The organism is Allobaileyella intestinalis (genome assembly GCF_009695865.1).
Classification (GTDB): Bacteria; Bacillota; Clostridia; order Peptostreptococcales; family Anaerovoracaceae; genus Allobaileyella; species Allobaileyella intestinalis.
Genome location: NZ_VUNB01000003.1, coordinates 206,353 through 226,753, shown reverse-complemented (window position 1 = coordinate 226,753; position 20,401 = coordinate 206,353). Strand labels below are relative to the sequence as shown.

The window sequence follows — 20,401 nt, the reverse complement described above, 5'->3', positions numbered from 1 at the left end:
CATGATAATGCATCGCTGTTATTAGTTTTTTCTATAATTGCCCGATGTTATATTTTTCAGCAAATCAAAAGGAGCGGCCGCACCCGTCAGGTGAAACCGCCCCTCCAAAGCATTTTCATACGACCGGCCCCATCTGGATCATCGGTGGATGGGGTCTAAATGTTCTCTTAAATCTCCTCCGGTCAAGAAGAGATTATCAGAAATATACTGTTATTTGCTTGCCTTTCTTCTGTAGCTGATCACGAGAGCCAGTCCTGCTGCGATCATCAGCACGACTGCATACAGTCCGAGAGATGACTCGTCACCAGTGCGCACGGCATTGACTGTCTTTACCGTCTTCACTGTCTGAACGGTGGTCTTACCGCCTTTTCCCGGCTGCACGTTACTGCTCTCTCCGTTACCGCCGGATGTACCGGCAGCTGCTACCGTAAACTCGGCTGTTGCAGAACCGTCTGTGAACTCGGCTGTCAGGGTGTGCTTTCCGGCGGACAGGCTGTTCATGAGCTCAGGGTTCAGCTCAACGTTCAGGCTTCCCTTGGAGGCTGTGAACTGGTCTGCCTTCAGGTCTCTGCCATCCAGAGTGAGCTTGCCAGTGAACTTGTCAAATGTGCCGTTGGCCTCGTCTGCCGCCTTGTCACCATACTGGAACCTGATCTTGAGGCCGCTGTCAGACCCCTTAGTCCATGTAGCCTTGTCGCCTTCTGCCACCCAGTACTGGTCTGCAGGAACGGTCTTATCCCTGGAGTAGATGTAGGTGATCACCGGATCATCTCCAAGATGTGCAACGAAGTAGTTGGCGTTTGTATACTGGCCGTCCTCGTTCTGGTCAGGCATCTTCAGGTATTCCTTAAGAGTGTCCGGATCAGGGGTGGATGTCTTCAAGGTATATCCCTTGATGTCCTTCGCCTTGATCCCCAGGTTATACAGCTCGGTTACGGCATATGCCGGATACTCGTCTGTCTTTGCGATCTCGTTGCCCTGCTCGTCCACGTATTTAACTTTTACAGACTTCAGCTGGGTCAGCTGCTCGTATGTGAAGCCGCTTGGAATGTCGATCACGTGATCGTTGTGAACTATCACTGTTCCCACCGGGGAATCCTGGAAGTTCTTTCCGTCAGGAGCGAAGTAGAGCTTGAAGGTGTGATCTTTTCCGAGAGCCCTTGGGGCCAGCATCTCGATGGCCTGCTCGTTCTTAGAATCCAGCTCAGGAAGATAAGAAGCGGAGTTCTGCCAGCGGATAGTGGCGCCGCACTCGAACACCGGATGAGCCGGCCACTCTATGCCGTTCTCGTCCACTACTTTTACAGCAGTCTTCTTGCTGCTCAGGTTCGCTCCCCTGATATAAACGTTGAGCTTGTACGATACAACGCCGGAGTCCATTGTGGTCTCCAGAACGTCCGGTGCATCGTCCACATCGTTTCCACCGCTGATGGTGATGGATGAGATGACGCTGGCATTAGGATCCGCTCCTGCAGGGAGAACTGTGATGACGTCATATCCCTTGATGTAAGCGGTGTATGCGTTTATTCCGTCCACCCTTGGCAGTATCCTGTAGGAGACCGGCTTGTCTGTCTTGTTCTCAGGCAGGACTACCCGGAACTCTGCGGTGGTCGGATCCTTTACAGTAACATCCACATTCATATCTGCCGTGGAGAGTTTGTCGTTGTTCCTGAAGATCTGGAAGTTAATGGCAGGGCTGCTCTTGTCCAGCTGGGTTCCCTTGATGGTACCCACCAGCTCGCCTCCCTTGCTGTCAAAGGTGATCTTGTTGTAGGACATGGAGTCGATGTGAGCTCCGTTCTTGATGTAGGTCTTGTGGTCTACGCCCTTGGTGTAGTCGCCCAGGAAAGCGCCGCTCTTGTCTTTGAGCCCGTCTGCCTTGACGCACAGATATCCCGGTATACTTGCCTCAGTATCCTTGAGCTGGATCGTCATCACATTTCCGTCCATGGATACCTTGTCATCAGCTGTGAGCGTCCTTGTAGTTGATCCCTCATAACCGTAGCTGAAGTAAATGTAATCGTTGATGTTCACTGCCGGGTTGAGACTGACGTTCTTGTTGAATGTAACAACAATCCTTCCATCTCCGTAATTCGAAGCAGACCAGTCGTCTACGTCCAGTTTGAAGGTCTTCTTCTCAGGATCTGTGGTCTGGCCTCCGGTTTTGCCCGCTACGGTCAGTGGTGTGATCCCTTCTATATCCTTGTTGGAAGCTGCACCCCACTGTCCCTTCTTGAATTTCAGCTCGTAGGACTTGGCATTGTCGCCTGTGTTCTCAGGAAGTGTGAACGTGAGAGAAGCGCTGGATGAATCCTTGACCGTGTAATTGAGTTTTACATCTGTGGCCTCTGAGCCGTCGCAGTACAGGACAGGAAGGAGATCGAAATCCCCAAAGTTCAGGCAGGTACCTGTAACGTCCACGGACACCTCTCCACCCTTGCTGTCAAAGGATGTCTTGTTGAAGGCCACCTTTGTCACCTTGGATGTTGCGTTTGGATATGTTTTCACCTCATTAGATACAGCGCCCTTCCCATTTGTCAGAGCACCTTCACCGAAGACGACGATTCCGTATTCGTATCCCCCTGCGATGGTTATAATCACATCGTTGCCGGATGCGGTGATCATATCCTTTGCAGCAAGAGGCTTATATGCAAACTGGATCTTCGCCTTTGCGTCAGATGCTAGGGATACAGGGTCTGCGAAGTGGATCTTAATGGTGTTCTTGTCGATCCAGTTCGATTCCTCGATAACAGGTGTGAACTTCTTTACGGTGGCCGCTTTACCTGCAACCGTAAGGGTCTGATCTGTGCCGGATAGCTCTGCGGTGTCGTAATAACCGTTCGCGCCCTTCTTCATTTTGAAAGTATATGTCTTATCTGTTGTTTCGGTGTTTTCAGGCAGAGTGAAAGTGATGGTGCCCTGTGTATCATCCACAGCGGTCCATGTGTAGTCTCCAAGTACATCTGTGTTCCCATACGTGCCCTGATCCTCGTAGTAAACAGAGGTCATGAGCTTAGGGGTGAACGGCAGATTTTCCTTAGTGAGGTCCTTCAAATTGCTTCCCTTCACGGTGACTGTCACCTGACCGCCAGCAGATGTGAAGGACGTGGCGCTGTAGGACAGGCTGGTGATGGCCGGATCCTTGGAAGGTGTCTCGCCGGAGCCTGCAGCCTGGGTCATCTGGAAGGACTGGTCGATATCTGCATAAGGAGAATTAAAGCCCTTCTTTGCCTTGACGGTGTAAACGTGCTCCTTTGCGTCCGTGTTAGCCGGAGCCGTAAAGGTCAGAGTTCCCGATGTGGCGCTGTTGACTTTGAAATCAGTGTAGATGAAATCTGTCGGTGCACTGCCGTCAATGTAGACCTTGAATGAAAAGCTGCTGTCCATGTCCAGAAGCCTTCCGGCAACATTCACGGTCACCTTTCCTCCCTCTGCAGGGATCTTAGTGCTGACTGCGGAAAGCCCGGTGATGGCGGAATCTACATTGTAGGTATAAGCAGACATCGCACTGCTAAAGGTATTTCCATTTGCATCGGTTATGGATCCCGGCTCAAAGCTCAGTGATGAATACTTGCTGACACTGGAATAACCTGCGGCGACGTGTATCTTTATCTTGGTCCCCTCAGCCGTAACGGTATCCCCGTCTGCGAGGGCAACATCTCCGCTCTCCCATTTGATGAGAGACTTCGTATTCTCGTTGGTCTTCACTGTCTCGCCGACATCGATGGTGAACGTGTTTGCATCCGTCCATTTTCCATCAAAAAACGGGTTCCACGTAGCTGCATCCACGTATGAAAAATCAAACGCCCCGCAGCAGAGGAACATGACAGCAGACATGAAGAGAACCATTCCCTTCTTGATGATTTGCGTCATACTAAACTCCTTTGGTCATTCTTAGAAATAAAGTAATCGTATACGGAAGGCACCTCTGCCTGAAAGCGGCCTTCTTATACCGATGGTATCATCTGTCTCATACGTGTTTAACAATTATGGATTTTTACAATAATCAATAGTATTTATATGTTTGCGTTGTCAAATAATTAACGTCTATCTTTATTTTTCAAAAGAATCTCTTACACTGCCCGGCAGCAAACCAGTTTCAGGGTTTACAATGCCCTGAGACATAGTAAAATAAACAGGTTAACAAAATAAAGTATTATTGAGGAGACAAGTCAAATGAAGATTTTTGCGATTGTCGTTTTCGTCCTGGTCATGGGTGCGATAATGACTGAAAAGCTTCACAGGGCCACTGCGGCTCTTGCCGGCGCCGTTCTTCTGGTTATCTGCGGCGTGATGACAGGAAAACAGGCCATCGGCTACATCGATTTCAACACAATCGGCGTACTGGTGGGAATGATGATAGTTGTTGCTGTTATCAGAACTACCGGCATGTTCGAATATATCTCTATTAAAGCGGCAAAGGCAGCCAAGGGAGACCCTTGGAAAATATTGATTGCCTTTGTTCTTATCACCGCCATTCTGTCTGCATTCCTGGACAACGTAACCACAGTTCTGCTGGTGGGCCCTATGTCCATTGCAATCGCCCGGATGCTGGAAATCAACCCGGTTCCATTTCTGATGATGCAGATACTGGCCTCAAACGTAGGCGGTACAGCCACAATGATCGGTGACCCGCCAAACATCATGATTGGAAGCGCATCCGGACTGTCCTTCATGGACTTCATTGCCAACACTGGCGCAGCTGCCGTTCTGATTATCATCGCTCAGATCATTGTGATGAAGTTCCTGTACAAAGAACAGCTGGAGTCCGGTCCCATAAACAAGACTTCAGTAATGAATCTTGATCCTGACAAGTCCATCACCAACCGCAAGCTGATGAAACAGTCCATTGCAGTAATGGTCCTTGTAGTCATCGGCTTCATTATCCACGACAAACTGGGATTCGACTCCTGCATGATAGCTCTGGGAGCAGCTGCCATCATGCTTATAATCGGCCATCAGGAAGTGGATCAGATCATCAGCGAAGTAGAGTGGACCACAATCGTGTTTTTCATGTCCCTCTTCGTAGTAGTTGGAGGCCTGGAGCGCACCGGAGTTATCCACTCTATCTCCAGCTGGCTCATTAGCGCCACTGAAGGCCATTACATTCTGACCATGCTGGTGCTTCTGTGGGCATCTGCCCTTCTGTCATCAGTTCTGGATAACATCCCCTTTGTGGCTACCCTCATTCCTCTGGTCCTTACCATGCAGCAGCAGGGAATGAACGTGGAGGCCTTCTGGTGGGCTATTTCCCTGGGTGCATGTCTGGGAGGAAACGGAACCATGATAGGCGCGTCTGCCAACGTAGTTCTTTCCGATATTGCCAACAAGCACGGATACCCTATTACATTCAAGAGCTACCTGAGAGTGGGATTTCCGTTCATGCTTATGTCCGTAGTCATAGCAACAGTTTTCCTTCTCGTAAGATATGCTCTCTAGGAAAAAGGAGATACTTATGGATAGAACAAGTAACGACATTGCGGTAATGATGCTGAAGCAGATGGGTGCATTCAGCATCAAAACCAGTCCAGCAAAAGTGACAATAGTAAAATTTCTGATACAAGACGAAGAACACCTTACAGAACATCCGGAAAGGTCCCTGAAACTCACCTACGTTTTTGAGGCAAGAGACGGAGAAAGCACCTACCTCAGCAGGGTGGCACCATATCCTATGGTTCTGGGCCTGTTTTTCGACGAACAGGATGTACTGGATTACATCGGTAAAGACCTGGCCAAGTTCAGGAGAGCCTGCACCAGCAGCCAGTTCGGGAAATTCATCAGCCTGTCTGAAGACATTTCCCACTTTAACAGAGAGCTGGAGCATCTGTTCCTGGAGCGCCGGACCAGTGATGAATCCCTTCAGTATCTGGATTCCAATGTTAACAAACTTCAGGAGGCCCTTGATCAGATCAAGGAAGAATCTCCACTGACCATAGAAAAGCTTTAAAAACCAGGCTACCCCATTTAACCAATTGGGGTGGCCTGGTTTGTTTCTGCCATCATATTTAATTATTTCAAACTGCTTTTTCCTGCTCCCTCTCCTCCTTTGTTGGCAGCTGTGCCACCATAACCGAGGCAAAGATAAGGAGGCAGCCCAGAAGCTCCCTTTGAGTCATGGATTCGTGAAGGATCAGAACACCGAACACTGCGGCAAAGGCTCCTTCCAGGCTCATGATGAGAGAGGCAACTGCAGGGGGAACCTTTTCCTGTCCTATGGTCTGGAAGGAGAAGCCAATGGCCGTAGGAAACACAGCCGTATACAAGATGGGCAGCATGCTGGCTCTCACAGCTTCCAGGGTATATCCGTCAAAGACCGCCCCGAGGACCAGGGAAAGAGCACCGCATACCACCAGCTGGCCGAAGGAAAGGATCACACCGCTGTTTGCAGTGACGTAATGGTTCAAGGCCACTATCTGGAAGGAATAGACCACCGCTGAAATCAGAAGCAGAATATCCCCGGTGCTTATGCCATGACTGCCGCCTTTCAAACTCAGAAGAGCGAAGCCAGCTACGGCCACTGCCACACAGATCCAAAGCCGGGGCCCCGGCCTTTTGCCTACGACCACTCCCATTACTGGAACAATTATTACATACAAGATTGTAATGAATCCGGAGCGGCCTGCGCTGCACAGGCCCAGGCCCGCCTGCTGCAGGTTGATTCCCCCTGCCAGCAGAATTCCGCATACCAGGCTTCCCGTAACAGTTCTGATGCGGCGGACCCGGGCCAGCTCGTAGCCATTTCCCTTCTGGCTGAAATATCCGGTCCGGCCAATGTCCCTGACTGCGAAGGGCAAGAGTATCAAGACAGCTGCCAGAAATCTCATTCCATTGAAGCTGAAAAAGCTCATGGTTCCTGAGCCTATTTTTGCGGCCACGAAGCCACTTCCCCAGATAACAGAGGCAAGGAGAAGGGCAAGACTGCCTTTCATTTTTTCCGTCATCGTTTTCCCCCTTCTTTATTCCAGATGCTGGGCAGAAGTCAGATTAAAGCTCTTCTGATTTACCGAAATCTGTCATAAGCTTATGTATCATCCTTTCATAAAGGTTATCTGTACTGGTCTCTTCGGTTACAAAGGATACTGTTATCTGAGCTGTGCAGGTGCATTTCCACTGACCAGCCTGATGAAGGTCATTTATGCCCCTGTGTATGTCAGCAGCCAGTTCACTGATTTCATCAGAATCTCTGAACTGCTTTACTATGAAGAACTGACTGTCTGCCAGTCTGCCGAATACCGCCTCGCTGGCCCTGATTCCTGTAAGCACCTTTCCTATTTCATGGAGAAGAACATCTCCTGCTTCTTCTCCATAGAGACTGCAGAAGGTGGAATATTCACGGATATACACCCTCATCAGGGCAAAGTCCTTGTTATACTGCTGATGAGCCTTCAGGTATTTTTCCATGCCCTCTGCTATGCCCCGGCCATTGGACAGGCCGGTAACAGGATCGATAGTTGCAGTGTTTATCTTTGAGTCCACAAAACTCAGGAGATCTTCTGTATCCTCGAAAAATCCCATAACCCCCTGTATCTTTCCATCCACATATACTGGCATTTTGTCCACCAGTATAGGGCGGAGCCTTCCCTGGCGTATAGTTGTATTTTTGATGCCAAAAGCTGGAACACCTGATTGGATTAGTTCATTTTCTAGTTCACGGATATTATCATCCTCCACATGCCATCCCATTTCGCCATCGGTTTTTCCAATAATATCCTCTTCCGAATCAAGGCCATAGTAATCCAGGAAATTCCTGCTGGCCCCCAGATACCGGTGATCCAGGTCTTTCCAGAAATACTTGCCGGGGGCTTCTGCCATGAGGTTCTTCCACAGGGTGGAATTTGAAATTCCGGATTTCACTTCACCATTCGCACCGTTCTTCTCTAAAGAGGCAATTACGTCCGGCTCAATGGTTTTCAGCGTTTCCACCACAGAATCTATGTTGAATCCACCATTGACCGTAACATACATCAGTTCTTCCTGTTCTCTGCCCGGCACAGGGAAGACCAGATGCATAAGCCAGTTGTACTCCCCCTTGTAGTTCTTACTGCGGAAATATCCGGTGAGAATATGGTCTTTACTATCTGCCACTCTTTTTCTCAGGGTCTCTGCATCGGAGTATTCCCTGAATCGTTTCCGGTCTTCCGGATATACGCAAATTCTGTTCCATTCTTCCAAGACGCCAGCGATACCTCTGATGGACTGTCTTCGTCCAATGGGCTGGACAGCCAGAGAGGACTTAAGACCAGTAACGGTATCATCACTGTAGTTCAGCAAAGCTACGTCATTGCACATGTAGAACAGGTTCTGAAGATAATCTGCTTTTCTCTGATTCAACTTGTCCTGCTGGATTTCTACGTGCTGAATCGTTCCCTGGTAGAGATAATGCCCTGAGCAGGCGGCCACCAGTTTACCGCTCATCTGCATGTAGTGATCCCCAGAAGGATATGAGATGGTATGGTTACCATCCTGCTTCCGCAGCTTCTGATCCGCAAACTGCCGCAGAAAGCTGACTACAGGGCTGTTATTTTCCCTCAGCATTTTTGTCCACTCTTCAGAGCTGCTATATCCATCCTTCCTGAGGACGGATTCGAAGGCTTCATTGGAAAAGATTAAATTGAAATTCTTTCCGTCATCCTCTATCAGACACATAGGCTCCCCGGTGAGAAAATCCAGACGGCCCATTGCATCATAATAGTTCCGCCACCTAGCTGTCTCTTCACGGATATCTTTCTTCATACAGTGAGGGCGCACATCTTCTGCCGGCATTGGCATGCCGAAATAGTATCCCTGAATCTTCTCACAGCCGATCTTCCTCATGAACAGGAACTGTTCTTCTGTTTCTACGCCCTCTGCCAGGGTCTGAATTCCTATGTTCTTGGCCATGCGGACAGTGGCTTCAATAATTGAGCGGGACTCCTTTGAGTTGCTGGACAGGAAGCTCATATCTATCTTTATCTCATCAAAGTGGACGTCTTTAAGTATGCCCAGAGAGGAGTATCCTGTTCCAAAATCATCCATCCACACCTGATATCCCCGCTGGTGGAACTGATTCACTGCATCGGCTATCCGCTGAGTATCTTCAACGAAGGCGCTTTCAGTAATTTCGATATTCGTCATGTCCCGGGGAACCTTATATTTTTTTGACAGATATTCTATCTGGTCAACCATGTCATCCCGCTGGAAATCTATTCTTGACAGGTTAAAGGACGCCGGAACCAGCTCTTCTCCTGCCCTGAGCCTCTGGCCGTAGCTCCTGCACAGCTCCTCAAACACATAGAGGTCCAGCTGGTCTACTATTCCTGCATCCTCAAGGGCTGGAACAAATACCCCTGGTGAAATCATACCGTGAACCGGGTCATTCCATCTGGCAAGAGCTTCCACGCCGCACAAAGTTCCTGTGAGGCTTCGTATTACAGGCTGATACCATACTTCGATCCACCTCTGGCTGATTGCACGGTTGAAATTCTTCAGTACGTACTCCTTCATCCCTGCCTCTTCCTGGATAGAGTCGTCGAAGAACACAAAGTCCGACTCCATTTTTCCTCTAAGACTTACGCAGGCCAGCCGTGCTCTGTCGCAGGCGTCTTCCAGGGTAACTGAAGCATCATTGTACAGATATATTCCTGCCCTGATCCATATGCCCGGTTTCATCTCCGGGAGGCGCTGGATAAGTGCGAAAATATCTTTTATTTTATCTTCGATTCCGCTGCGTTTTCCATACACAATGAAATGGTCACTTTCAATCCGCGCAGACTGCTCCTCTCCCATTCTGGCCCTGAGAATATTTCCCAGTCCGCAGATCATCTGGTCTCCGGCGTAAAATCCGTACTGGTTGTTATACATCTTGAAGTTGCTGTAGTCGAAGTAAATGATTACAGGATCTTCTCCCTGGTCCCGGAGACTGCGGATTCCCTCTGGAGCGTACTGCATGAAGTGGTTGAAGTTAGGCATGCCAGTGAGGTCATTATAGCCATTGGTTCTTTCTTCTACCGTATCTATGCCCCGGATCAGAATAAAGAAAACATCTCCCAGATGCTCGTCATGGACCAGTCTCCTCATGCTTACGATAGGCTTCGTCTGCCCATCTCTTGTAATGATTCCATATTCAATAATGCCGTCAAAATATTCTGAGTCCTTACTGGATTCTCCCTCGTGATACCAGATGCTGTTGATGACCCTGTCGTAATCTTCCGGGGCTATGAGGTTGTGGTAATTCAGGCCGGAGTATTCCTGAAGTTCATCCATGTCCTTGCAGTTCAGCAGCTTCAGCATGTTGTCGTTGGCAAAAAGAATGCGGCCTTCTTTATCCGCCCTTCTTACCAGCAGGGAACCCGGGATTCCTGCAGCCAGGGTTTTAGCATTGAAGCGCAGCTGCTCCCTTTTAATAGGAGGCATTGCAGGATCATAACATTTTGCCACGTGTTTTCCTGTTAACTTAGAGGAATACAAAGCCTCATCTGCCATTACCAGCAGCTCTGCCCGGTCTGAAGCCTGATCAGGATAGGCGGCGTAACCTGCTGAAATGGAGAACGGTATAGTTTTGTCCTTATATGAAAAGGAGACAGCTTCATGAATCAGATTTTCGATAACAGAAGTGCACTGATCTGCGGTTTTTCCCGGAATAATTACGCAAAACTCATCACCTCCGGTGCGGCCCAGCACCGCATCCTGAGGAAGATTTTTCTTAAGCAGCAAAGCCAGGTGCTTCAGTGCCTGGTCACCGGCAGCATGACCGTACAGATCGTTGATCAGCTTGAAATCATCAATATCAAGTATGGCCATTGTGAGAGGCAGGCCATCGCTGTTCCCGGTCATTTCATCCAGCGAAGATATTAATCCATTGCGGTTCAGCAATCCTGTAAGAGAATCACAATAGGACATTTTCCTCAGCCTTTCGTCGTTTTCCATGTTGCTGAAGAGCCTGTAAAGCACGAACATAATAAAGGTTCCCACAGTGAAACAAATCAGGAATACTGCCACAGTCCTCTCTTTAGATATCCATCCTTCCTTGGGCGTCACGTTGATCATCCATTTGCACTGTCCAGCATCGAAGCCATGGCCCACTGGATCTTTCAGCTTTATTCCCTTTGGCATGGAAGTCTCTATTTGCTTGAAACTTGAAGAATCCGGGGTAATGGTAGAATCAAGGCAATAGTTATATCCGGAAGATGAAAGCATCCTCATGGTATGGGAGTAAATTGACGGTATCTTTACGATGACAATCGTATATCCCCAGAACCTGTCCTCATTCCCCTGGCCATCATGGATGAAAACCGGCGTAATTACAGAAATACTCCTGCCTGTCTCCGGATGGTTGATGGGTCCGGAAATAACCGTCTTCTTGTGGTCTGAGGCATATTCAAATACCTTTTTTACCTTGGCATCCTGGAAAACGCTGGCAGGACTGGCGGCAACAGAATTATTTGGATAGCCCTGTGTTATGACTCCCCCGGGAGCTATCTCTATCTGCACAACAGACCCCCGGCACAGGCGCCTGGCTATTGCGTCAAAGCCCTCTGTATTACCCTTGCTATCTGCTACCCATTCTGCCACCGTCTCAGAAACGGCTATACACCTGTTAAAATCCCTCTGGAGCTCATAAGCATATGACTCTGTTATTGCGCTGGCGCTGTCCTTCCTGCTCTGCACATCCCGGCACGTTGCTATGACCGTTATCAAAATAATGCAGATTATCAGAGTTCCTCCCAGGACGTTCATCAGGACTTTATGCTTTTTATTCAGGCCCATATCATTGAACTTCCTTTCTGTCTGTCCTTTTATCCGGCCTTTTGTCCGGCAGCTGGGCAACTACGATCGACCCGAAGATAATCGCACATCCTGCCAACTCCCTTGCAGTCATTGACTCTCCCAGGAAAAGAACTCCGAATATGGCGGCAAAGACCGACTCAAGACTTAGAATCATGGATGCCAGAGCCGGCTCTGTATGTCCCTGACCAATGATCTGAAGAGTGTATCCCAGTGTAGTAGGCACCAGGGCCAGGTAGAGAATTACCGGAAGGCCCGATACCAGTTGTCCCGTTGAAGGAGACTCCAGGAAAAAGGAAACTGCAACAGACACCAGTGCTGCCACCAGCATCTGTCCAGCCGAAAGTGCAACAGCATTCCTGGGAGTAACGAACCGGTCGATGGCCAGCATTTCCACGGAAAAAGCGAAGGCGCACCCCAGGGTGAGCCACACCCCTGCCGATATATGCATCTGATCTTTCAGGCAGAGTAGCCCGAAGCCTATTATTGATGCGGCGGCACAGCCCCAGATTCGTTTCTTTATCTTAAGGCCGAGGAAGGTCCCGAAAAATGGCACAATAATAACGTAAAGAGCCGTAATAAATCCGGATTCTCCTGCTGAAATCCACATCAGTCCTGCCTGCTGCATATTTGTTCCAAGGGCAAGAAAGATTCCGCAGATAATGCTGCCCTTAATAAGATTCTGCCATCGCCTTCTAATCTCATCTGACCCGTATTTGTCCTTATCTGTATATCCATTTTTCTTCATCAGAAAAAATCCTGCAGGAATGAGTATTACTGCCGAAAGAAGGTGCCTGGCTCCGTTTAAAGCAAAGGGCGGCAGGTCTGACAGCCCCACCTTCTGGCCGATAAAGCCGCTTCCCCAGATGATGGCGCAGAGGAGGAGGGTCAGGCTTCCCCTTATGCTGCCGGATCTTCCCCTGTCTGCAGGTCCTGTCCCCCTGTTATTGCCGTTATTGATATTATTAGTATCATTTGTATTGTTTGTATTGTTCAAATCTTGTTTCTCCAGATCCCCTTAAGACTCCTGTACATTGCTGCAATATTTTCAGTGCACTTATTACCCCAGTTTAAACCAATATTTATATCAAAAATTATATGTTCAGGGTATGTTTTTTTCAAGGATTTAAAGCTGTTCACGGCTTTTTCCTATTGACTTATTAGTGCCTGGCTAATAAAATATTACAGCGCAAATTTGTCTGATTCAGGGATTTGTGAATTGGGGCAGGTTCATACCGGAGCTCCGACACTAAGTTATTTTATTTAGTATGCCGAACACGATCTGTGATGATTTTAGTAGGCAGTGCCGAAACCGAGGCGCAGTACCGGATTTATTTTTTTCCGGAACCAGCGAACTGAGTAGGTAGAAAGGAACAGAGATGAAATCTTACATCGCAAAGCCTGCAGATGTTGATCGCAAATGGTATGTGATCGACGCTGAGGGAAAGACTCTGGGAAAGCTGGCAGTTGAGGCTGCTATGATTCTGAGAGGAAAGAAGAAGCCAATTTACACTCCACACATCGATACCGGTGACTATGTTATCGTTATCAATGCTGAGAAGGTGTGCGTAACCGGAAAGAAGGAGAGCGACAAGATCTACAAGCATCACTCCGGATATCCGGGCGGACTGAAGGAAACTCCGCTGAAGGAGCTGAGAGCAAAGCAGCCTGAGGAGATCATCCGTCACGCTGTCAAGGGCATGATGCCTAAGGGCAAGCTGGGAAGACAGATGTTCAAGAAGCTGAAGGTTTATGCTGGTCCTGAGCATCCACATGCAGCACAGCATCCAGAAGAGTACACATTCTAAGAAGGGAGGAATCATAGATGGCTAAGACACAGTATCAGGCAACTGGAAGAAGAAAGTCTTCTGTTGCAAGAGTCAGACTTCTCCCTGGAACAGGAAGAGTCGTTATCAACAAGAGAGATCTGGAGAATTACTTCGGAACAGAGCTCCTGAGACAGGAGGTTCTGAGACCTTTCGATGTAACAGGCACAGCTGGCAGATTTGACGTTATCGCTACTGTTAACGGTGGTGGTACAACAGGTCAGGCTGGAGCTCTGAGACACGGAATTTCAAGAGCACTCTGCGAAGTTGACAATGACGAGTACCGTCCTGCCCTGAAGGCAGCCGGCTTCCTGACAAGAGACCCTCGTATGAAGGAAAGAAAGAAGTACGGACTGAAGAAGGCTCGTAGAGCATCCCAGTTCAGCAAGCGTTAATGGAATTTTCCGGATTTCGGAAATCAGAAATGCTTCAAAGAAACCTGCTCCACTCGGAAGAATGGAGCAGGTTTTTTCTATTCTGGCCTACTACAGCCACACTACAATCAAAAGAGCGGCCGCACCCGTAGGTGAAACCGCCCCTCCCAAGCATGACAATCATTTTTCCCTGGATATTATGTATTTCTCAATCCAGAACCTCTACGAATGTATTCTATATCCACAACTTTCCCATTTCAAAAAAGTGTTTTTTATTGCAAACAGCCAAAGAATAGATTTTATTCATATTGATACAAATCAGTTCCCTGATTCTGAATTTCTCAGAGCCCTGAACTCTCCTATGGTGAAAAATACAAGTCCAGCCCATATAACAGCAAGGGCAAAGAGCTGAACCCGGTCCATAGGCTCGTGGTAGATGAAAATTCCTATGAGCAGGGAAATTGTAGGGCTGAGATATTCAGCAACACCCAGAGTGAACATAGGGATTTTCTGAGCAGCGGCAGCAAAAAGGCCCAGGGGAATTACAGTGGCCAGGCCGCACAGCAGAAGGAGCACGTACTGATAGGGCTGTCCCTGGCTCAGGGCTCCCCGCCCATTGATCTCCAGAAACAGAATGGCTCCCAGAGCAAAAGGCGCCAGAAACACAGTTTCATAGGTAAGAGAAATTGCCGGCGGCTCGTCCACGCTCTTCTTTATTGCAGAATATGCAGAAAATGAAAGGGCCAGCAGCAGGGCCACCCCGGGAAGCTCCCCGTAGTGCACCAGCATGATCAGCACCGCTGCGAAAGCGCATGCCAGAGATATAGTCTTGTAGATTGTCAGCTTTTCCTTGAAAAAAATCATTCCGAACAGGGCCACAAACATTGGCTCGATGTAATATCCCGTGCTGGCCTGTATTATCCGGCCGGAGTTCACCGCCCATATGTAAACACTCCAGTTGAAGGTTATTATCACTCCCGCCGCCAGGAATTTCCCTGCCCTCCTCTTATCCCTCAGCGGGCCGAAGATTTCCTTAAGGCTCCTGCCCTTCATGGCGTAGATCAGGGCACACAGGAACACCATCACCATTCTGTAAAGAATGACTATCCACGAATTAATAGGAAGCAGGGATTTCCAGTATACCGGCAGCACTCCCCACAGGATCATGCACAGCATAATCTGGCGCAGGCCTTTGTAATAAGTTTCTCTATTATCGTTGTTCATATCATAAGAATCCTTTCGTTTTATTCCAGTGATATTATACAAAAATATTATTCATATTGCCGGCATCCGGCGAATACCTGTGAGGAAAGAAATGTGTCGAAAACTCCTTTTTTTATGGGTTTACATAGTGTTTTTTCCGTGTAAAATAACCAGGTTGAATTCGTAAAGTAGCAAAAGGAGGTAATAATGGTTCAGACTATTATTGCGATTGTGATTTTCCTGGTCACCATAACGGCCATAATCACAGACAAGATCAACAGCACTACTGCTGCAATCTGCGGAATGGTACTGCTGATAGTAACCCACGTGCTGACCCTCAGTGAAGCCGTTTCGTACATTGACTTCGATACAATCGGCGTCCTTGTGGGCATGATGCTTTTTGTGGGTGTTATCAAGCATTCCGGCCTGTTTGAATATATTTCCATCAGGACGGCCAAGGCGGCTAAAGGAGATCCGTGGAAGATCATGGTTCTTTTCATTATTCTGACAGCGCTGTGCTCTGCCTTCCTGGACAACGTTACTACCGTCCTCCTGATGGGACCAATGACAATCACCATCGCCAGGATCCTGGATATTGACGCAGTTCCTGTTCTCATGGGACAGATCCTGGCATCAAACATCGGCGGTACTGCCACAATGATCGGTGACCCGCCAAACATCATGATCGGTAACGCAGCGAAGTTCACTTTCGGAGACTTCCTGATAAACACCGGCGTTCCATGTGTTTTCATTATTATCGGACTGCTGTTCATGCTGAAGTTCTTCTACGGCAAGGAGCTGGTTGCCGATGAAAGGTCTATTCAAAAGATGATGATGCTTGACGAAAACAAGGCCATCAACGACCCGAAGCTTATGAAAAAAAGCATCGTCATGATAGCCCTGGTTGTGCTGGCCTTTCTTTTCCACGACCAGATAGGATTGGACACTCCTACAATCGCCCTTACTGCCGGAGCCGTAATGATGCTCATCGGCCACGTAGATGTGGAAGAAGTGGTGGCCAACGTTGAGTGGACCACCCTTCTGTTTTTCATAGGGCTGTTCGTCCTTGTAGGTGGCCTGGAGAAAACCGGCGTAATCAAAGTCCTGGCAAATATGCTGATGAACGTAACCGGCGGCCACGTAATCGCAACTATGATGGTTCTCCTGTGGGCCTCTGCCATGATCTCCGCAGTGCTCAACAACATTCCCTTCGTTGCCACCCTTATTCCTCTCATACAGGCTATGGGCGCTCAAGGTGTGGACACTGCCCCTCTCTGGTGGGCTGTTACCCTGGGTGCCTGCCTGGGCGGAAACGGAACACTTATCGGAGCCTCTGCCAACGTTGTGCTTTCCAATATTGCCGGAAAACACGGATATCCGATTACATTCAACAGCTACCTGAAAAAAGGTATGCCTGTAATGTTGATGTCCATAGTGGTATCATCTTTATGGCTGCTGTTGAAATTTGCAGTGTTTAAATAGGAGGTTCCTCTGATGATCAAAGACAGATTTACAGAAAGCATGGCAAACATAATGCTCCGCCAGATGGGCGCAGTAGAAATCCTGAACAAGCCGGCTTACATCAACAAGGTAAAATTCAAGCTCAGCGACGGATCAAACGTAACATATATTTATGAGATTAAGGAAGGCGACGACATCTATCTGAACAGAGTCCGCCCTTATTCCCATTTTCTGGGAACCTTCCACGACGAAGAGGAGCTGGTAGACGCCATCCGCAGGGATTACGCCATGTTCAAGGTTGCCGTTACAAGCAAGAACTTCGAACAGTACCAGCGAATGGCAAAGGGCATGGAAGATATGAATTCCGAATTGGAAAAGATGTTCATGAGCCGGGAGACTTCCCGGGAAGACCTGGACCGCATCGAGAAGAGCATCGTGGATATCTACAATGACATGAGGAGCCTGAAGAAGAACAGCGTCGTAGATATGGAGGAGCTGGAAAAAACTCTTAATATTGACTGACAGGTTTGGGGAAGTGCCGGAAGCATCAGATGTTCCGGAAGCGCCTGAAAGCTCAAATCCCGCCGCAGAAAATCAAAGCAGATTGATTTTCTGCGGCGGGATTTTTTATTCCCCGGATCCCGGGGTAAATTATACCTTGTCTTCATTTTTTCATTGATCAACTCTGAAACGACTGTCAATCTTCCAGACTCTCTTCATTAATTCTGTCCACAGCCCCCCTTATTTCAGCCTTTATCCTGGTTACCTCTTCCAGAAAACTCATGGAACTCATCCTCAGGGCTCCATGGCCGAAAGAATACTGCTGTATCAACAGATCAGAACTGATTACCCACAAATCGTATTTCCTGGCCAGCTTTTCCGAAACCCGCTGAATATAAGCATCAGCCGTCTCATTTTCACTGGTGTATACCACCTCAAGGCCCTCATACCTCTCTGTGCTTCCCAGGCCTCCTCTTACTTTATAAGCATCAAAAACCAGGATCACCCTGTACCCTGTGTATCCCTGATACTCCTGAAGAGTGCTGATCAGATCCTCTCTGGCTGCTCCGTAATCCACTTCCATAAGCTTCTTCAGCTCAGGCCAGGCGTTCATGATATTATATCCATCTCCCAGAATGCATATTTCCCGTCCCCGGCCAGATCCGTAAATTCCCTTGGTTACAGCTGCATCAAGAGCTGCAGATTTCCTGTAAAAATCCCTCCGGCCTTCTTCTTTCTTTCTCAGATTGCGGCCGGGAGCTGTGAGAGGATCTTCTTTCAGAGGCCCGTAAGTTTTCTGGAAAATTTCCATAAGCTCCCGGTCATCAGCACTCATAAGTCCTACTGTGTTGGACTTCTTCCGGTTTTTTCTGGAAGACTCGCCGCCCATTTCTCTGTTTAATTCCTCTGAAACCCTTTTCAGTTTCATGAGATCGGAATCGCAGACCTGAACTCCTTCAGGAATCTGTTCCGGATCCAGGTAGTCCCATATTCTGGAAGGTACCGCCATGTATTCCTCTACATCCCGCCAGCTTACAATGTCGCCGGAACCGTGACTGCAGAACACAGAGTCCGCCGTTTCCTTCAGATCTTTTTCCGGATCATAGCCTGACTCTTCCACCACCCTCTCCTGGTCGTGGCAAGGTTCATAGCCTGCAAAACGCAACTGGGCAGAGCCCTTCCCCCCTGATATCCGCAAAATCTCCTGAGGATATCCTATCAGCTCGGATGCAGGGGCTTTTCCGCGGATAACAGACATGTCCCCGGAATTTTCCGGTTCAATGCCGGTGCCTCCCTTCCGGATCAGATCGGTCATTACCCTTCCGGTTTCCCCTGAAGGCACCCGTATCTCCACATCCATCCAGGGTTCAAGAAGAAGGCAGCCTCCCTTCATGAGTCCGCACCGGAGAGCCCTGTAGGTGGCCTGCCTGAAATCGCCGCCTTCAGTATGCTTTTTGTGGGCCTTGCCCCCTACCACTGTAATAACTGTATCTGTAAGAGGAGCACCAGTAAGAACCCCCCGGTGCACCTTTTCCTCAAGATGAGTAACGATGAGCCTCTGCCAGTTCAAATCCAGCTCATCCGTGCTGCACGCCCTCCGAACCACCAGGCCGCTCCCCGGTTCTCCGGGCTCCAGCACAAGGTGCACCTCAGCGTAATGCCTAAGTGGCTCAAAATGGCCAACGCCCTCGGCTATTGAAGCTGCTTTTTCCCGGTAAAGAATCCTTCCTGCCCCTGACTGAATCTCATATCCATACCTGGACCGGATAAGCTCCTTCAGCACCTCAAGCTGAATCTCCCCCATGAGGCTCACGTGAATCTCCTGGCCTTCCTCCTGCCAGCGGGGATCCAGCTTCGGGTCCTCCTCTGCAAGAGCCTTTATATCCCCCATAAGCCGGTGCTCATCTACCTGCTGGCCCGGCACCGGCCTTATTACATAGTCCATGAAGGGCTGCAGGACCTCCATATCATCATCGGCCTCAATCCCCAGGCCCTGGCCGGCATAGGTATCCGAAAGGCCGGTTACAGCCACAATCTGTCCTGCAGCAGCAGACTCAGGAGTAGTGTATTTTTCACCAGAATAAATCCTTATCTGGGAAATTTTTTCAGATTCCCTTCCCTTTTCAGAAGCAGGAGAGCCAGCCCCGGATCCTTCACTTCCCGGGTTACCACTGAATGACGAATCCGTTCCATTATCTCCGGATTTCTGAACCTGATCCCGGACATGAAGCTGCCCGGAAGTTATGCGCATAAAGGTGAGCCTGGCGCCTCTGCTGTCCCTGGATATCTTAAACACCCGGCCGCCGAAAGGTGCCATAGGCCCCCTTTCACCGGTTGCGGCCACCTTCTCTGTACAGTACAGCTGGATCAGATCAAGAAGGCCTTCCGGGTTTTCCATTTTCAGGGCAGACCCGAAAACTACAGGAAAAAGTTGCCTGGACATAAGGGCCTCCGAAATGGCCTGCTGCCACTGGCCTCTGGTGAAATCTCTTTCCTCGTCCTCGAGAGCCAGCTCCGTAAGCCTTTCGCTGGCCATGGCAAGTTTTTCCGCCATAGCCTCGGACTCCTCTGGTGTCAGCCGGTCACTGGCTTCTTCATGAAGTGAAATGCCGGTCATGTCGGTGAAATTCCCTTTCAGGACTTTTTCCATTTCCTCCAGAAGTTCTTCTCTGGTCTTGAAGCTGATGTCCATCTTGTTTACAAAAACAAGGGCAGGAATGTTCCTTCTCTTAAGGAGGTTCCATAGAGTCTCTGTATGAGACTGAATTCCTTCACTGCCGCTTACCACGAGAATTGCAAAGTCCAGAACGCTGAGAACCCTCTCTGTCTCTCCTGCAAAATCCCTGTGCCCTGGGGTGTCCAGCAGTGTTACCTCAGTGTCCTTCCATTTGAGAACAGCCTCCTTCGAGAAGATGGTAATGCCTCTTTTCTTCTCCAGTGGGTCAGTATCCAGGAAGGCATCTCCGTGGTCTACCCTTCCGGCTTTTCTGATGGCACCGCAGGTATAGAGAAGAGCCTCGGACAGGGTGGTCTTTCCAGAGTCAACATGAGCCAGAATTCCTGCTACCAGCCTTTTGCCACTATTCAGTTGTGCAGTCATATCTTTTCCCATGTTCTAAAACTCCCGATTATTCCTGATATCTCTCTGAATCCTGCACCTGCCTTAGGATCTACATATGCATCCCCGGCCTGCAAAAAACCGGGGTGTGGATTCTGTCCATACTCCGGTTCTATTTTACACTATTCTGCTATATCTTCCACTTCAGGGATTTC

12 protein-coding genes are annotated in these 20,401 nt (G+C 48.9%); 6 read left to right on the top strand and 6 right to left on the bottom strand.

Features of this window, described 5'->3' with window-relative positions; genetic code table 11:
- Positions 1-210 precede the first annotated feature (210 nt).
- Positions 211-3,873: a MucBP domain-containing protein gene (locus FYJ66_RS04475; RefSeq protein ID WP_154572313.1), complete on the bottom strand. Its 3,663-nt coding sequence runs from the start codon at positions 3,871-3,873 to the stop codon at positions 211-213.
- Positions 3,874-4,176: 303 nt separating this feature from the next.
- Between FYJ66_RS04475 and FYJ66_RS04470 the strand changes: the two genes are divergently transcribed.
- Positions 4,177-5,439: an ArsB/NhaD family transporter gene (locus FYJ66_RS04470; RefSeq protein ID WP_154572312.1), complete on the top strand. Its 1,263-nt coding sequence runs from the start codon at positions 4,177-4,179 to the stop codon at positions 5,437-5,439.
- 16 nt (positions 5,440-5,455) lie between these two features.
- Positions 5,456-5,947: a hypothetical protein gene (locus FYJ66_RS04465; protein ID WP_154572311.1), complete on the top strand. Its 492-nt coding sequence runs from the start codon at positions 5,456-5,458 to the stop codon at positions 5,945-5,947.
- A 67-nt stretch (positions 5,948-6,014) separates the two neighbouring features.
- Here the strand turns inward: FYJ66_RS04465 and FYJ66_RS04460 are convergent, their stop codons facing one another.
- The 3 genes from FYJ66_RS04460 to FYJ66_RS04450 are packed head-to-tail and all read right to left on the bottom strand — an operon-like array spanning position 6,015 to position 12,760.
- A complete protein-coding gene (locus FYJ66_RS04460; protein ID WP_154572310.1) occupies positions 6,015-6,941 on the bottom strand; it encodes a DMT family transporter in 927 nt (308 codons plus the stop codon).
- Between the two features lie 43 nt (positions 6,942-6,984).
- Entirely contained in the window at positions 6,985-11,745 is a 4,761-nt protein-coding gene (locus FYJ66_RS04455; RefSeq protein ID WP_154572309.1) for a diguanylate cyclase domain-containing protein, read from the bottom strand.
- Position 11,746: 1 nt separating this feature from the next.
- Positions 11,747-12,760, bottom strand: a complete 1,014-nt coding sequence (locus FYJ66_RS04450) for a DMT family transporter (protein ID WP_154572308.1) — start codon at positions 12,758-12,760, stop codon at positions 11,747-11,749.
- A gap of 382 nt (positions 12,761-13,142) precedes the next feature.
- Here FYJ66_RS04450 and rplM point away from each other — a divergent pair, with 382 nt between their 5' ends.
- Both rplM and rpsI read left to right on the top strand, forming a co-directional pair.
- Complete coding sequence (gene rplM, locus FYJ66_RS04440) at positions 13,143-13,571, top strand: 50S ribosomal protein L13 (RefSeq protein ID WP_154572306.1); 429 nt, start codon at positions 13,143-13,145, stop codon at positions 13,569-13,571.
- A gap of 17 nt (positions 13,572-13,588) precedes the next feature.
- On the top strand, positions 13,589-13,984 hold the full coding sequence (gene rpsI, locus FYJ66_RS04435) for a 30S ribosomal protein S9 (protein WP_154572305.1): 396 nt from the start codon (positions 13,589-13,591) through the stop codon (positions 13,982-13,984).
- A gap of 297 nt (positions 13,985-14,281) precedes the next feature.
- Here the strand turns inward: rpsI and rarD are convergent, their stop codons facing one another.
- Positions 14,282-15,187 (bottom strand): EamA family transporter RarD, encoded by a 906-nt coding sequence (rarD, locus tag FYJ66_RS04430; protein ID WP_154572304.1) that lies wholly within the window; start codon positions 15,185-15,187, stop codon positions 14,282-14,284.
- A gap of 186 nt (positions 15,188-15,373) precedes the next feature.
- On the opposite strand from rarD, the gene FYJ66_RS04425 reads away from it, so the two are divergent.
- Together FYJ66_RS04425 and FYJ66_RS04420 are read left to right on the top strand one after the other, a co-directional pair.
- Positions 15,374-16,648: an ArsB/NhaD family transporter gene (locus FYJ66_RS04425; RefSeq protein ID WP_154572303.1), complete on the top strand. Its 1,275-nt coding sequence runs from the start codon at positions 15,374-15,376 to the stop codon at positions 16,646-16,648.
- 12 nt (positions 16,649-16,660) lie between these two features.
- A complete protein-coding gene (locus FYJ66_RS04420) occupies positions 16,661-17,149 on the top strand; it encodes a hypothetical protein (RefSeq protein ID WP_154572302.1) in 489 nt (162 codons plus the stop codon).
- A gap of 175 nt (positions 17,150-17,324) precedes the next feature.
- Here FYJ66_RS04420 and FYJ66_RS04415 read toward each other — a convergent pair whose 3' ends face one another.
- Positions 17,325-20,240, bottom strand: a complete 2,916-nt coding sequence (locus FYJ66_RS04415) for a translation factor GTPase family protein (RefSeq protein WP_235897357.1) — start codon at positions 20,238-20,240, stop codon at positions 17,325-17,327.
- Positions 20,241-20,401: the final 161 nt, after the last annotated feature.